Annotated in this window: 16 protein-coding genes and 2 tRNA genes; 7 read left to right on the top strand and 11 right to left on the bottom strand. The window is 66.8% G+C overall.

Going from position 1 to position 14,111, the window contains the following annotated elements:
- Nucleotides 1-47: 47 nt before the first annotated feature.
- From gatC to FB560_RS09495, 6 genes are read left to right on the top strand one after another with little or no spacing between them, the layout of a single operon-like run.
- Nucleotides 48-347, top strand: coding sequence for an Asp-tRNA(Asn)/Glu-tRNA(Gln) amidotransferase subunit GatC (gene gatC, locus FB560_RS09520; RefSeq protein WP_141872137.1), 300 nt, complete (start codon nucleotides 48-50; stop codon nucleotides 345-347).
- Nucleotides 344-1,861: an Asp-tRNA(Asn)/Glu-tRNA(Gln) amidotransferase subunit GatA gene (gene gatA / locus FB560_RS09515; RefSeq protein WP_141872136.1), complete on the top strand. Its 1,518-nt coding sequence runs from the start codon at nucleotides 344-346 to the stop codon at nucleotides 1,859-1,861. The genes gatC and gatA overlap by 4 nt, the downstream gene beginning before the upstream one ends.
- Entirely contained in the window at nucleotides 1,861-3,375 is a 1,515-nt protein-coding gene (gene gatB / locus FB560_RS09510) for an Asp-tRNA(Asn)/Glu-tRNA(Gln) amidotransferase subunit GatB (RefSeq protein ID WP_141872135.1), read from the top strand. Before gatA ends, gatB begins: the two co-directional genes overlap by 1 nt.
- 48 nt (nucleotides 3,376-3,423) lie before the next feature.
- The gene (gene dinB / locus FB560_RS09505; protein WP_141872134.1) at nucleotides 3,424-4,680 is read left to right on the top strand and encodes a DNA polymerase IV; all 1,257 of its coding nucleotides are present in this window, start codon (nucleotides 3,424-3,426) and stop codon (nucleotides 4,678-4,680) included.
- 37 nt (nucleotides 4,681-4,717) lie between these two features.
- Complete coding sequence (locus FB560_RS09500; RefSeq protein ID WP_141872133.1) at nucleotides 4,718-5,035, top strand: hypothetical protein; 318 nt, start codon at nucleotides 4,718-4,720, stop codon at nucleotides 5,033-5,035.
- Nucleotides 5,019-5,600, top strand: a complete 582-nt coding sequence (locus tag FB560_RS09495) for a nucleoside/nucleotide kinase family protein (RefSeq protein WP_141872132.1) — start codon at nucleotides 5,019-5,021, stop codon at nucleotides 5,598-5,600. Before FB560_RS09500 ends, FB560_RS09495 begins: the two co-directional genes overlap by 17 nt.
- A 13-nt stretch (nucleotides 5,601-5,613) precedes the next feature.
- Here the strand turns inward: FB560_RS09495 and FB560_RS09490 are convergent, their stop codons facing one another.
- The 7 genes from FB560_RS09490 to orn all read right to left on the bottom strand — a co-directional run bounded on the left by FB560_RS09490 (nucleotide 5,614) and on the right by orn (nucleotide 10,456).
- The gene (locus tag FB560_RS09490) at nucleotides 5,614-6,102 is read right to left on the bottom strand and encodes a DUF2017 family protein (RefSeq protein ID WP_141872131.1); all 489 of its coding nucleotides are present in this window, start codon (nucleotides 6,100-6,102) and stop codon (nucleotides 5,614-5,616) included.
- Nucleotides 6,099-6,395, bottom strand: a complete 297-nt coding sequence (clpS, locus tag FB560_RS09485; protein ID WP_188895157.1) for an ATP-dependent Clp protease adapter ClpS — start codon at nucleotides 6,393-6,395, stop codon at nucleotides 6,099-6,101. The genes FB560_RS09490 and clpS overlap by 4 nt, the downstream gene beginning before the upstream one ends.
- Nucleotides 6,392-6,739: a metallopeptidase family protein gene (locus FB560_RS09480; protein ID WP_141872129.1), complete on the bottom strand. Its 348-nt coding sequence runs from the start codon at nucleotides 6,737-6,739 to the stop codon at nucleotides 6,392-6,394. Before FB560_RS09480 ends, clpS begins: the two co-directional genes overlap by 4 nt.
- A 47-nt stretch (nucleotides 6,740-6,786) precedes the next feature.
- Nucleotides 6,787-7,416: a LysE family transporter gene (locus tag FB560_RS09475; RefSeq protein WP_141872128.1), complete on the bottom strand. Its 630-nt coding sequence runs from the start codon at nucleotides 7,414-7,416 to the stop codon at nucleotides 6,787-6,789.
- Nucleotides 7,417-7,456: 40 nt separating this feature from the next.
- Complete coding sequence (locus tag FB560_RS09470) at nucleotides 7,457-9,592, bottom strand: heavy metal translocating P-type ATPase (protein ID WP_141872127.1); 2,136 nt, start codon at nucleotides 9,590-9,592, stop codon at nucleotides 7,457-7,459.
- 125 nt (nucleotides 9,593-9,717) lie between these two features.
- A tRNA-His gene (locus FB560_RS09465) sits at nucleotides 9,718-9,793 on the bottom strand.
- A gap of 36 nt (nucleotides 9,794-9,829) precedes the next feature.
- Nucleotides 9,830-10,456, bottom strand: a complete 627-nt coding sequence (orn, locus tag FB560_RS09460) for an oligoribonuclease (protein WP_141872126.1) — start codon at nucleotides 10,454-10,456, stop codon at nucleotides 9,830-9,832.
- A 79-nt stretch (nucleotides 10,457-10,535) separates the two neighbouring features.
- On the opposite strand from orn, the gene FB560_RS09455 reads away from it, so the two are divergent.
- Nucleotides 10,536-10,607: transfer RNA gene (locus FB560_RS09455), tRNA-Arg, on the top strand.
- Here the strand turns inward: FB560_RS09455 and FB560_RS09450 are convergent.
- The 4 genes from FB560_RS09450 to FB560_RS09440 form a co-directional block, all read right to left on the bottom strand.
- Nucleotides 10,569-12,233, bottom strand: coding sequence for a recombinase family protein (locus tag FB560_RS09450; RefSeq protein WP_141873196.1), 1,665 nt, complete (start codon nucleotides 12,231-12,233; stop codon nucleotides 10,569-10,571). The two genes, FB560_RS09455 and FB560_RS09450, sit on opposite strands and share 39 nt — an antisense overlap.
- A gap of 284 nt (nucleotides 12,234-12,517) precedes the next feature.
- Nucleotides 12,518-12,670, bottom strand: coding sequence for a hypothetical protein (locus FB560_RS20685; RefSeq protein ID WP_170198098.1), 153 nt, complete (start codon nucleotides 12,668-12,670; stop codon nucleotides 12,518-12,520).
- Nucleotides 12,671-12,732: 62 nt separating this feature from the next.
- Nucleotides 12,733-13,416: a hypothetical protein gene (locus FB560_RS09445; protein WP_141872125.1), complete on the bottom strand. Its 684-nt coding sequence runs from the start codon at nucleotides 13,414-13,416 to the stop codon at nucleotides 12,733-12,735.
- A 119-nt stretch (nucleotides 13,417-13,535) separates the two neighbouring features.
- The gene (locus tag FB560_RS09440; protein WP_141872124.1) at nucleotides 13,536-14,039 is read right to left on the bottom strand and encodes a single-stranded DNA-binding protein; all 504 of its coding nucleotides are present in this window, start codon (nucleotides 14,037-14,039) and stop codon (nucleotides 13,536-13,538) included.
- Between the last annotated feature and the right edge of the window lie 72 nt (nucleotides 14,040-14,111).

Below are 14,111 nucleotides of genomic sequence, written 5' to 3'. Positions count from 1 at the left end.
GGAAGCGGCGGGTGAGAGGCGCCGGGCGTGACAACTAGACTTGGGGCGTGTCTGAAATCACCCCTGATCTTGTACGCCATCTCGGTGTGCTCGCGCGCATCCAGCTGAACGACGACGAGGTGTCGCGGCTCACCGGCCAGCTCGACGCCATCGTGGACAACATCGCGAAGGTGTCGGAGGTGGCAACCGACGACATCGTCGCGACGAGTCATCCGATTCCGCTGAGCAACGTCTTCCGTCCCGATGTGGTCGGCGAGACGCTCACGCACGAGCAGGTGCTCCAGAATGCACCGGACGCGGCCGACGGCCGCTTCCGCGTCACCGCGATCCTGGGAGAAGAGCAGTGAGCGACATCACCCGACTGACCGCAGCCGAACTCGCCGCGAAGCTGACCTCCCGCGAGATCTCGAGCGTCGAGGCCACGCAGGCGCATCTCGACCGCATCGCCGCGGTGGACGGTGCCGTCCACGCCTTCCTGCACATCAACGAGCACGCGCTCGACACGGCTGCGGCGATCGATGCCCAGCGTGCGGCAGGGGAGGACCTGGGTCCTCTCGCCGGTGTCCCGCTCGCGATCAAGGACGTCCTGGTCACGACCGACCAGCCGACCACGAGCGGCTCGCGCATCCTCGAGGGCTATCTCTCGCCGTATGACGCCACTGTGGTCGCCCGGTCCCGCGCAGCCGGCCTCGTCCCGCTGGGCAAGACCAACATGGACGAGTTCGCGATGGGGTCCTCCACGGAGCATTCGGCCTACGGTCCGACCCGCAACCCGTGGGATCTCGACCGCATCCCCGGTGGATCCGGTGGTGGATCGGCCGCCGCCGTCGCCGCCTTCGAGGCGCCACTCGCGCTCGGCTCGGACACGGGTGGATCCATCCGTCAGCCCGCTCACGTCACCGGAACGGTCGGTGTGAAGCCGACGTACGGCGGCGTCAGCAGGTACGGAGCGATCGCCCTGGCGTCGAGCCTCGATCAGGTCGGCCCGGTCACCCGGACCGTTCTGGATGCCGGTCTGCTGCACGACGTGATCGGCGGCCATGACCCCAAGGACTCGACCTCTCTGCGCGATGAGTGGCCCTCTTTCGCTGCCGCAGCGCGCGACGGCGCACGGGGCGATGTGCTCAAGGGACTGAAGGTCGGCGTCATCCGCGAGCTTCCCGACAGCGGCTTCCAGCCCGGCGTCGCGGAATCGTTCCGCAGCGCACTGGCCCTCATGGAGGCGCAGGGTGCCGAGATCGTCGAGATCGGCGCTCCGCACTTCGAGTACGGCGTCGCCGCCTACTACCTGATCCTTCCTGCGGAGGCGTCGAGCAACCTCGCGAAGTTCGACTCCGTGCGATTCGGTCTGCGGGTCACACCGGACGGCAACCCGACCGTCGAGGACGTCATGTCCGCGACGCGCGACGCCGGCTTCGGCGATGAGGTCAAGCGGCGCATCATCCTCGGAACCTACGCGCTGTCCGCCGGATACTACGACGCGTATTACGGAAGCGCTCAGAAGGTCCGCACGCTGATCCAGCAGGACTTCGCTGCCGCCTTCGCCGACGTCGACGTCATCGCGACGCCGTCGGCCCCGACCACCGCGTTCAAGATCGGTGAGAAGATCGACGACCCGCTGCAGATGTACTTGAACGACATCACGACGATTCCGGTGAACCTCGCTGGAGTGCCCGGCATCTCGATCCCCAGCGGTCTCGCCGCCGAGGACGGGCTTCCCGTCGGCATCCAGTTCATCGCTCCGGCACGGGAGGACGCCCGTCTGTACCGCGTCGGTGCGGCCCTCGAGGCCGTGCTCCTCGACGCGTGGGGCGCACCGCTCCTCACACGTGCACCCAAGCTCGCAGGAGGGAACCGCTGATGGCCACCGCCAAGCTCATGGACTTCGACAAGGCACTCGAGCTCTTCGAGCCGGTTCTCGGCTTCGAGGTGCACGTCGAGCTCAACACCAACACCAAGATGTTCTCCGACGCGCCGAACCCGGCGAACGAGGCCTTCCACTCCGCGGCTCCGAACACCCTCATCGCGCCGGTGGACCTCGGTCTGCCCGGCTCGTTGCCGGTCGTGAACGAGACCGCGATCCGTTCGTCGATCAGCCTCGGCCTCGCCCTCGGATGCTCGATCGCCGAGTCGAGCCGATTCGCACGCAAGAACTACTTCTACCCGGACCTGGGCAAGAACTACCAGATCTCGCAGTACGACGAGCCGATCGCCTTCGAGGGGTCGGTCGAGGTCGAACTCGAGGACGGCACCCTCGTGACGATTCCGATCGAGCGGGCGCACATGGAGGAGGACGCCGGCAAGCTCACCCACATGGGGGGCGCGACCGGTCGTATCCAGGGCGCCGAGTACTCGCTCGTCGACTACAACCGCGCCGGCGTTCCGCTCGTCGAGATCGTCACCAAGGTGATCTTCGGCGCCGAGCACCGTGCGCCCGAGGTGGCGAAGGCGTACGTCTCGACGATCCGCGACATCGTGCGCAGCCTCGGCATCTCGGAGGCCCGTCTCGAGCGCGGCAACCTGCGCTGCGACGCCAACGTCTCGCTCCGCCCTCGCGGCGCGGAGAAGCTCGGCACCCGCACTGAGACGAAGAACGTCAACTCGATGCGTTCGGTCGAGCGCGCGGTGCGATACGAGATCCAGCGCCAGGCGCAGATCCTCGCCGACGGCGGCACGATCACGCAGGAGACGCGTCACTGGCACGAGGACACCGGGACGACCTCCCCTGGTCGTCCGAAGTCGGACGCCGACGACTACCGCTACTTCCCCGAGCCCGACCTGCTTCCCGTGGAGCCGGCGCACGAGCTCATCGAGGAGCTCCGAGCCGCTCTGCCTGAGCAGCCCGTCGCTCGTCGACGCCGTCTCAAGGCCGACTGGGGCTTCACGGACCTCGAGTTCCAGGATGTGCGCAACGGCGGCCTGATCGACGAGGTCGAGGCCACGATCGCGGCCGGAGCGACACCCGCCACGGCGCGCAAGTGGTGGACCGGCGAGATCAGCCGCCTCGCGAACACGCAGGAGAAGGACGCCGCCGCCCTGATCAGCCCGCAGAACGTCGCGGCTCTGCAGCTGCTGGTCGACGCGGGGACGCTGACGGACAAGCTCGCTCGCCAGGTTCTCGAAGGCGTCATCGCCGGCGAGGGCACCCCGCAGGAGGTCGTGGACGCCCGCGGACTCGCGGTCGTCTCGGATGACGGTGCGTTGATCGCCGCGATCGATGAGGCCCTCGCTGCTCAGCCCGATGTGCTCGCGAAGATCCAGGACGGCAAGGTCCAGGCCGCCGGGGCTGTGATCGGTGCCGTCATGAAGGCGATGAAGGGCCAGGCCGACGCCGCCCGCGTGCGCGAGCTGGTTCTCGAGCGCGCAGCGCAGTAACCCTCGACCCTGGACCTCCATGTCGGAGGTCCAGGGGAGAATGGTCTCATGGGACAGGGCGACGGCAGAGGGCGGACTGTCTCGTCCGTGGATGCCGACGACACCGGCACCCGTATTCTGCACGTCGACATGGACGCGTTCTACGCGGCAGTCGAAGTGCTCGATGACCCCGGCCTGCGAGGCCTGCCGCTGATCATCGGTGCCCCGGACGGCCGATCCGTGGTATCCAGCGCCTCCTACGAGGCGCGGCGCTACGGTGTGCGGGCCGCGATGCCGGTCGCGCAGGCGATGCGGCTGTGTCCGACCGCGCGTATCGTGATGCCGCACTTCCATCGCTATCAAGAGGTGTCGCGTCAGGTGATGGCGATCTTCGAATCGTTCACGCCGCTCGTGGAACCGCTGTCTGTCGACGAGGCGTTCCTCGACGTACAGGGAGTCCGACGTCTCTGGGGGAGTCCCTCGCAGATCGCGGCGCTCATCCGCGCGCGCGTGAGCGAAGAGGTCGGCATCACCTGCAGCGTCGGGGTCGCGGCGACGAAGCACGTGGCGAAGATGGCGTCGACGGTGGCGAAGCCCGACGGCATGCTGGTGGTCGCCGCCGCCGATACTCTCGACTTCCTCTCCCCGCGGCCGGTCCGGGCGATGTGGGGCGTGGGCCCGAAAGCCGCAGAGGCGCTCGAAGCGCGCGGTATCAGGACCATCAAGGACATCCGGGATGCACCGAGCGAGATGCTCGATCGCGCGGTCGGAGCTGCACTGAGCGCACGACTCGTGCAACTCGCACGAGGGCAGGACGCCCGGGTGATCGAAACCGATCGCGTCGAGAAGAGCGTCGGCCACGAGGAGACCTTCGAGCACGACATCCTCGACCGGGAGTTCCTCCGTGGCGAGCTGCTGCGGCTCGCGGATCGCGTCGCCGCCCGGTTGCGCCGCGCCGGGTGGGAAGCCGGCACCGTGTCGATCAAGGTGCGCTTCGACGACTTCCGCACGCTCAACCGCTCGCAGACGCTGGCGGAGCCCACAGCGGTGGGTCAACGGATCGGCGAATCCGCGAACGCGCTGTTCGAACAGATCGAGCGCCGCGACCCCGTTCGTCTCGTCGGGGTCCGTGCCGAGAAGCTCCGTCCCGCAGGGGGAGGCGGCCTCGGATTGTGGGATGACGACGAGGACTGGCGACGGGTCGAGGGCGCTGTCGACGACGCGGTCGCCCGTTTCGGCAATGCCACGATCACACGGGCACGGCACCTCGGACGCGACGATGGGCGCGGCGCCGTGCAGCACCCGAAGGCGCACGGCGTCGACTGACCCCGCACACATCCCTTCTGTCGAGTACCGTGGGACCATGCCGAACATCGCACTGGAACTCGGAAAGCAAGCTGCAACCTTCGGCGTGAAGAGCGCCTACGGCGAGACGCAGGACGTCGACGGCGTCAGCATCACACCGGTCGCCTTCACGTACTCGGGCTTCGGAGGCGGAAGCGGCGACGGAGCAGAGGGTGGGGGCGGTGGCGGAGTGTCGATTCCGGTCGGCGTGTACGTGCGCCGCGAGGAAGGCCTCCGCTTCGAACCGAACATCATCACGCTTCTCGTCGTCGCCGTGCCCTTCATCTGGGTCACCGGTCGCGCGTTCAGCCGCATCATCCGTGCCCTCAAGAAGTGACGATCCCGTCGCGGCCGCACTGGAGCGTGCCGCGCTCCTGATCGAGCAGGACATCCGTGCCGTCGCGGCTGCGAATCCGGTCGTGCTCATCGATGGACGAAGCGGTGCCGGGAAATCGTCGTTGGCGGCCAGGGTGGCACGGCAGTGGCCCTTGGCGGGACGCGTACAGGTCATCGCGCTCGACTCGCTGTACCCGGGGTGGGACGGGCTGGACGACGGAGTCGCACATGTCCTCGACGGCGTTCTGCGCCCCCATGGCCGCGGATACCTGGGCACCTGGAACCGTTGGGATTGGGAGCAGGGAGCGCCGGCCGAGAGCAACGCCGTCGATCCGGCGCTCGGGGTGATCATCGAGGGCAGCGGTGCGTTGACGCCTGCCACTGCCGCACTCGCCGACGTGCGCATCTGGGTGGATGCAGCGGATCCGGTGAGAAAGGCGAGGGCTCTCGCGCGCGACGGCGAGACCTACCGCCCGCACTGGGACAGGTGGGCCGCGCAGGAACTGCGCCATGTGGATCGCGACGCCCCGCGTGCGCACGCGACGCGGATCGTCGAGATCCCCTAGCAGCGACGATGGTTCAGCTGACCTCGTCAGCGGCCTGGATCACTGTCTCCAGACGGTATCCGAGCCAGTCGTAGATGCCGTAGCGGTCATCCTCCGCGTCGTGGTCGTCGTCGGACACGATACCGAGCCGGGTCGCGATGACCAGGCGCAGTGCCGTGAGCGTTCGCATCCATGCATCGACATCCGTGGTGCGGATGACCACGTCATGCGAGGCCAGCGCCTCCTCCTCGGAGAGATCTCCGTCCGCCCGGAACGCGCCGAGCGCGTTGCGGACGGTCTGCGCGTCGAGGAGCCGACGATCGAGGAGGTCCTCACGAGTGCTCGCGGCGAAGGAATCAGCGGCCTCCCGATCCTCGGGGTAGGGGCTGGGCGTCAGACGCACGATCGCCGGGTCCTGAACATCGCGGTCTGCCCCGACGAGTTCGGCGAAGTCCTCCACCAGCTGCGCCAGGTGGACCCCCTCGAGATACGCGAGGGGGATGACGAGCGTGGTCGTGGTCACAGCGGGGCCTTTCGCACCGTCGCCCAGAGCCCGTAGTCATGCATCGCCTGCGCGTGTACCTCCATGGTCTCGCGCGGCCCGGTGGCGACGATGGCGTGTCCGTCGTGATGCACCGAGAGCATCAGTGCGGTCGCGCGATCCTGGCTGTATCCGAAGTAAGTCCGGAAGACCCGCACCACATAGCTCATGAGATTGACCGGATCGTTCCAGACGACGACCTGCCAGGGCTCCAGGGGCGCCGCACGGAGGTCGGTGACCTCGTCCAGGTCCGGGGTCGCGAGGGGAGTGGTCATGCCCATCCCAGCTCGTGCAGTTGTTCGTCATCTATGCCGTAGAAGTGGGCGATCTCATGCACGAGGGTGGTGTGGATCTCCTGTCGGAGTTCCTCCTCGTTATCGCACTCGGCCAGGTGGGGTTCCCGGAACACGATGATCCGGTCCGGGAGCTCGCCCATGCCGTACTGAGTCCGCTCCGTGAGTGCCAGGCCGTCGTAGAGCCCCAGCAGGTCGAGTGTCCCGTCCTCGGGGCGGTCCTCGACGACGAAGACGACGTTCTCGAGACCATCCACCATGTCGTCAGGCAGACGGTCGAGTTCGTCGATCACGAGGGCCTCGAAGGCCACGGCATCCATCTCCATCACGTTCCAGCCTAGACGGCTGCGCGCCGGCGGAGACGGGGAGGCGCTCAGTGCAGGAAGACCAGGAGTCCTGCGACGGCGATGAACAGAGCGCCGAAAACCGTGTTCAGCGTGCGCTGGCCGCGCGGAGAGCGCGTGAGGCGGCGGAACGGGCGCGCTGCGGCGGCGAAGAAGCCCCACATGACCAGCACGTCGACCACGATGACGGTGCCGATCAACGTCAGGTACTGGGGGAGCTGCGGTTCGTCCAGCCGGATGAACTGAGGGATGAACGCGAGGAAGAAGACGATCGCCTTCGGGTTGAGCAGATTCACCCAGAACCCGCGTCTGATCATCGACCAGTGGCTCTCGCGGGTATCGATCACGGTGACGTCGTCGACCTCGATCGCGCTGGGCTTCGAGAGGATCAGCCGGATGCCGAGGAAGACCAGATATGCCGCACCCGCGTAGCGGATGACGTTGAACAGGACCTCGGACTGCGAGACGAGCAGACCCACACCTGCGGCGACGATCACCACATGCACGATCAGGGCGAGCTGTTGCCCGATGATGCCCCAGATCGATCGTTTCCACCCCTGACTGAGGGCGTTGGACATGGTGTTGATCGCCCCGGCGCCCGGAGTGAAGCTGATCACCACGCAGGCGGTCAGCAGGGAGAACCAGACAGCGAGTGACACCTCGTCAGTCTAGGGCTCGTCCCGGCCGCCGCCGGCGCACTCAACGGACGGCGGACGTGCGCCACGGGCGCAAGTCGACACGACGAAGCAACTGCGCGTTCAGCGCGACGACGATCGTCGAGAGCGACATCAGCACCGCGCCCACCGACATCGGCAGGACGAAGCCGATCGGCGCCAGAACTCCGGCCGCCAGCGGCACGGAGAGCAGGTTGTATCCGGCGGCCCACCACAGGTTCTGTCTCATCTTGCGGTAGCTCGCGCGAGAGAGTGCCATGACGGACAGCACGGCTCGAGGGTCGTCGCTCGCGAGGATCACCCCCGCGGACGCGATGGCGACGTCGGTCCCGGCCCCGATGGCCAATCCGACGTCTGCCTGGGCAAGGGCAGGGGCGTCGTTCACCCCGTCTCCCACCATCGCGACGGTCCTGCCTTCGCCCTGAAGTTCACGCACCCGCGAGGCCTTGTCCTCGGGACGCACGCCGGCGAACACCCGCTCGATGCCGAGCTGGGCAGCCACATGCTGCGCCACGGCTTCTGCATCACCTGTGATCATGACGACCTCGACCCCGCCGCGCTGGAGGGCATCGATGGCCTGGCGTGATTCCTCCCGGATCTCGTCGGCGAGTCGCAGCGCACCGACCACGCGCTGGTCGATCATCACGTGGAGGATGATCGCTCCCTCGGTGCGCCAGACGTCCGCGACGCCGAGCTCGGAGGCGTCGGTGACGGCAAGCAGATGCGGCCCACCCACCTCCACCTGTCTTCCGTCCACGTGCGCGCTGACTCCGACAGCGGGAGAGGAGGAGAACCCGGTGGATGGCGGGATCGTGAGGCTGCGATCCTGCGCCGCGCGCACGATCGCTTTCGCCAGAGGGTGCTCCGAGTCGCGCTCGGCGGCAGCGGCAAGGGCGATCAGCGCATCGGGCGTGAACGGCGCGACAGCCTCGATCCCCGTGACTGCCGGGGCGCCCTTCGTGAGTGTCCCGGTCTTGTCGAACAGCACGGTGTCGACGGTGCGCATGCTCTCCAGCGCCAGCCGATCCTTGACCAGGATCCCTGCTCGGGCGGCACGCTCGGTCGCGATGGACACGACGAGAGGGATGGCGAGGCCGAGAGCGTGTGGGCAGGCGATCACCAGGACGGTGATCGAGCGGATGACCGCCTCGTCCGGCGCGCCGATGAGTGTCCATACGATCGCCGTGATCGCCGCTGCCCCGAGGGCGAACCAGAACAACCATGCGGCGGCACGGTCGGCGAGGCGCTGTGCGCGGGAAGAGGACGCCTGCGCATCCGCCACGAGCTTCTGGATGCCGGCCAGGGCAGTGTCGCCGCCGATCGCCGTGACTTCGACCCGGAGACCCGAGTCGGTCGCGACGGTGCCCGCGATCACTCGATCGCCCGCATCGCGGCGTACGGGCGCAGACTCTCCCGTGATCATCGACTCATCGATGCTCGCGCTTCCTTCGATCACGATGCCGTCGGCCGGGAGTCGTCCTCCCGGACGGACGACGACGACGTCACCGAGGCCCAGCTGGGACGGCGAGACGGTGACGATCTGATCTCCATCGACGCGTTCGGCTTCGTCCGGAAGAAGGGCGGCGAGCGAGTCCAGAGCGGATGTCGTCTGGGCGAGCGAGCGCATCTCGATCCAGTGCCCGAGCAGCATGATCACGATGAGCAGCGCGAGCTCCCACCAGAACTCGAGCTCATGATGCAGCAGCCCGAGGGTGGCGCCCCAGGAAGCGAGGAAGGCCACGGTGATCGCGAGGGCGATGAGCAGCATCATCCCGGGCTTCCGAGACCGGAGCTCGCCCACTGCGCCGGTCAGGAACGGCGTACCGCCCCAGACGTACATCACGGTGCCGAGTGTCGGGGCGAGCCACTGCGCCCATCCGGGGATCGCGTACCCCAGGATCATCGCGAACATCGGCGAAGTGGCGACGACGGGGACGGCGATCACCAGCATGATCCAGAACAGGCGCCGGAACCGCTCCGTGTGGCCGGCGTGGCCACCGTGTCCGGAGTGCGCGTCATGTCCTTCGTGGGCGTCGGGAGCCGTGTGGGCATGGTGACGCGCGTCGGCGTCGTGCTCTGCACGGAGGTCGGTGGGGCCGGGCGCATGCGCCGCGGGTGTCGGGTGCGTACCGGGTGTCGGTGCGTGGTGTTTCGTCATCATGACGTCCCTTCCTGCTGCTCCGAGAACAACATGATACCCCTATAGGGTATTCCGCACGGGGCGAGACAGTTTCCTGCCCGGGTACGCGAAAAGGCCCGAATCTCTCGATTCGGACCTTTTCGTGATGGGGTGAGTAACGGGACTCGAACCCGCGACATCCGGCACCACAAGCCAGCGCTCTACCAGCTGAGCTATACCCACCATGCGCCCACCGGAGCGGGCGACCACACGAGTCTATTACATGTTCGGAGTGAACTCTGACACGGTGCGGGTCGCGATGTCGCGTGCGTCGTCGCTGGATGGACCCGGCTCGTCGACGAACACCGCTTCCCGGTAATAGCGGAGCTCGCGGATCGATTCGAGGATGTCGGCGAGAGCACGGTGTCCGCCGTCCTTGGACGGTGCCTGGAAGAAGACTCGGGGGTACCAGCGGCGAGACAGCTCCTTGATGCTCGACACATCGACGTTCCGGTAGTGCAGCCACTGATCCACCGCGGTCATGTACTTCGCGAGGAACATCCGATCAGTGCCGATCGTGTTGCCGGCCAAGGGGGCCTTGCGTTCGAGCGGAACGAATCTCTTGATGTAGGCGAGCGTCTGCGCCTCGGCCTCTGCGAGGGAGACGCCGAGCGGGATCTCCTCGATGAGTCCCGACTTCTCGTGCATCTTGGTGACGAAGTCGTTCATGTTCGACAGTGCCGCATCGCTGGGACGGATCACGATCTGGAATCCGGGATCGACAGGGCGCAGCTCGAAGTCCGTGATGACCACAGCGATTTCGACGAGCTCATCGATCGCGAGATCGAGCCCTGTCATTTCGCAGTCGATCCAAACGAGTCGATCATTCTCCGACGCAGATACCATGCCGTCATCCTATCGACGCGCCCGACATCGGTTTCCTGCTGCGGAACACCGCGCGTGAGGCGGTACGGTAGAAGCAATCGCCTCCGTAGCTCAGAGGAAGAGCAGCGGCCTTCTAATCCGCCGGTCGCAGGTTCGAATCCTGCCGGGGGCACTTAATGTCCGAAGTTCCAACATGCAGCCAAATGGATGGTGTTGGGGCTTCGGGCTTTTGCGTTGCGGCGGTGCGGGCTGCGGACCAGGTGTGGGCGTCGCGGGCCTTGTCGGTGTCGAGGATGATGTCCCAGGGCTCGGCGAGGACGGGTCGGATGGTGCGGTCTTCGTCGATGTAGATCTTGACGAAGAAGGCCTGGTTGCAGAGCCTGCGGGTCTGGTCGTCGCATCCGGCGTAGATGCTGGCGATGTCGGCGGCGAGGTCGAGGCAGTCGCCGATGTGGGTGCGGGCTTCGGCGTAGTCGTTGTGGTGCTCGGCGAGTCGTGCGTCGATGGTGTCGAGTTCGGCGCGGAGCTTGCCTTGCCGGGCCTTGAGCTGGTCCAGGGTGATCGCGTCAGCCAAATGCGCGTCGAGGATGCGTTCCTGGTCGGCGAGGTTCTTCACCCGCCGCGCGGTGAGGTCCGCGGCTTCCTCGCTGGCGGATGCGGTGAGCCGGTCCAGTTCGACGTTGAGCGTCTCGCGGAGCACCGCGACGGTCTCGGGCGGGATACGGATGCCCTGGTAGTAGTCCTCGATGAGGGCTTCGACGTCGGTGGTGTGCAGGGCGCGCTGGGTGCAGTCGGTGGTCTTCTGGTGTCGGCCGGTGCAGACGAAGTAGGGGTAGATGGTGCCGCTGTTGGAGCGGGCATGGTTGATCATCAGCCGTGATTCGCACTGCCCGCAAAACACGGTGCCTTTGAGGTAGTGGTCGTGGGTCTGGGTGCGGTCTCCAGACTGGTTGTGCGCACGGAGCACGCCTTGGACGGTGAGCCAGACTTCGGGTTCGACCAGGCGAGGGTGGTCGCCGTCGTAGCGGACGCCTTTGTAGACGACGTCTCCCTTGTAGTACGGGTTGCACAGCATCCGGTGCACGGTCGACAGAGCGACGGGCCTGGAAGGGCGCTTCGGCGTCGGGAGGGTCGTGAGCCCTTTGCCAGTGAGTTCTTTGTGGAGTGCGGAGAGGCTGTAGTTCCCGGACGCGTAGGCCTGAAACGCCCAGGTCACCAGGTGCGCCCGGTCGGGGTCGACAGCGATCCCGCGCACTTCCCGGCCGAGCTCGTCGCGCTGCAGGGTGTTGAGGTACCCGACGGGTGCCTTGGTCGGGGTGCCGCCGGTCATCGCTTTCTGGGTCATGCCTTTGACGACTTCGGTGGCGAGGTTGCGGGAGTAGAACTCCGCGATGGTCGACATGATCCCGTGCAGCAGCATCCCACTGGGGGTTTCGTCGATGTTCTCGGTGGCGGAGACGAGGGTGACGCCTGCTTCTTGGAGGGCGTAGTGGATCGCGACGTCATCGGCACGGTTGCGGGCGAGGCGGTCGACTTTGTGAACGATGCAGTACTTCACCCGGTGGGCTTTGACGTACCGGATCATGTCTTGCAGCGCGGGCCGGTCAGCTTTCTTCGCGGACTCGCCCGCATCGACGAACTCCTCGATGATGATCGCGCCGATCTGTTCGGCCTTGTGCTGGTTCGCGGCGCGCTGCGCGGGGATCGAGTACCCCTCGTCCTGTCCGCCCTTCTCCGCCTGCTCCTTCGTGGACACCCGCAGATAGGACACCGCCTGGGCGAGGTCACGCGCGGGCATCGGCAGACCGGAAGGATCGTGGAGTGGGATGAGTGCGGCCTGAACAGACATCAGGGGTCCTCTCGAAGTCAACGGGCAAAGAACGATCGACCCGAGAATCAGAGGGTGCTGGTGGCGCGTGCGTGACTTCGAGATTCGCGAACCCCGGAACCGGGGTTCGCGGCCGCATTCCCCTCGCCTGTGGCGTGATGCCTGGCTGGGGTCCGCCCTTGTTTTGATACGCGCCCCGGTGGTTCTACTGGTGTCGGGGCGTGGCTTGGATGTTACCTTGGCGCACCGGTGTTCTACCGGTGCACCGGGGGTTTCAGCGAGGACGGTGCGGCGGTGCTCTCGCGCGCGGTGCGCGCATCTGTGACGCGTTGCAGGGCGAGACGGATGAACATCTCTGCCAGCTTGTCCACATCCGGCTCGTCACGATGCACCGCCCGCACACTCATGCGTCGTTCGTCCCGGGGCACATAGTCCGTCTTCCGCCGATACGGACGCCGTGTTCGTCCCATCAGCGGCCGCCGTGCTCGTCGGCGATCACACTACGGATCGTCGCGTCCTGCTCCGCACGACGCGCGGCAACCTGCTCGGCGACGAAGGCGAGGAAGTCGTCCGTGCGTTTCGCGACGGGGCGTTCGGTGGTGTCGGGTTCGGTCCAGTCCTCGGATTCGCCGCCGGGCCAGGCGGTGATGCGGGTGGGGCGGTCGCGGTCCAGGCGGGTGCCGGAGATCGTGACCCAGTCCCGCAACCGTTCCCGCGCAAGGCTGAAGTCGTGGTGCCAGGCGAGGGCCTGGTTGCCTTTGGCTTGCGGGTCGAAGCAGAACAGCCAGTGCTGGCGCAGCGCGGAGAGCTCCCAGAGGAGTTCGGGGTGCCGGTGCCACATCGGCGGGACCACCTGGGCGGGGACGCCGTAGGTGTGGCGGAGCCAGTCCACCCACCCATTCAGCTCCAGGAGCTCTGTCTCGAGGTCTGCGGGTGGGAGGGTTCGCCAGTTGATCGGGCGCGCCACCGCGGTGAGCGACTTAGCCAGGTCCGCCACGAACGTCTGCTTCGCGAACGCTCTGGCTTTCTCAGCGACGTCTGCGGGGAGCCCGGACAGGTCGATCCCGTCGAAGTCAGGCTCCTGCACGGTCGGATCGGCATCAGGCAGATCGGTAGCGGGCAGGTCGGGTGGTGTGGGGTTGTCGGTGTTCATCAGAAAGCTCCCGGAACAAAGCGAGAAGAAGAAGGAGAGCCGCGAAGGACGCGGCGAAGAGCAGGGGCGGGTGCGGCGGCCAGGCGGAGGTGGTGGGGGCTGGTCGCCGCACCCGCGGCTTATCGGGCGACCGCCTCGCGCTGCACCGTGCCGGTACTCGCGGTCGCGGCAGGTGGTTCCGGGTCGAGCTGCGCCTCCCTCTCGGCGAGCGCCTGCTGCACCTGTTCGCGCACCGGTGTCTCCTGCTGCGGAGCCTCGCGTTCGGGCGGGGTGCGGTCCACGTCGTAACGGGTGATGTTGTTGTCGTGCCCGACACGGGCAGCGATGAACTGTTCCCGCTCAACCTCAGTCCCGTCGACGGTCTGCGTGTAGGTGCGGGTCTCACCCTCGGCGATGAAAGCATCACCCTTCTGAAACTGGGCGTGCGCGCGTTCGGCGGACTTGCGGAACATCACCAAGTCCGTGAATGTCGACTCCAACCGAGTAAACGAGCCATCCTCCTCACGCTGGAAATGCTCCTGCCTCACCCGCGCATACATCCGGGCGTCACCGGTACGGGTGAACGACAGCTCCGGGTCAGTGGCAAGGAACCCCGACAGGGACTCCTTCGTACGAATCGTCATCGTGGGTCTCCCAACCTGCTTGTGACCGCGCAATTTGCGGGGTCACCAGACAGGTACGAACCCCACCCCGCG

It is taken from the genome of Microbacterium saperdae (genome assembly GCF_006716345.1).
GTDB classification, from domain to species: domain Bacteria; phylum Actinomycetota; class Actinomycetes; order Actinomycetales; family Microbacteriaceae; genus Microbacterium; species Microbacterium saperdae.
This window is presented reverse-complemented; position numbering and strand designations above follow the sequence as displayed.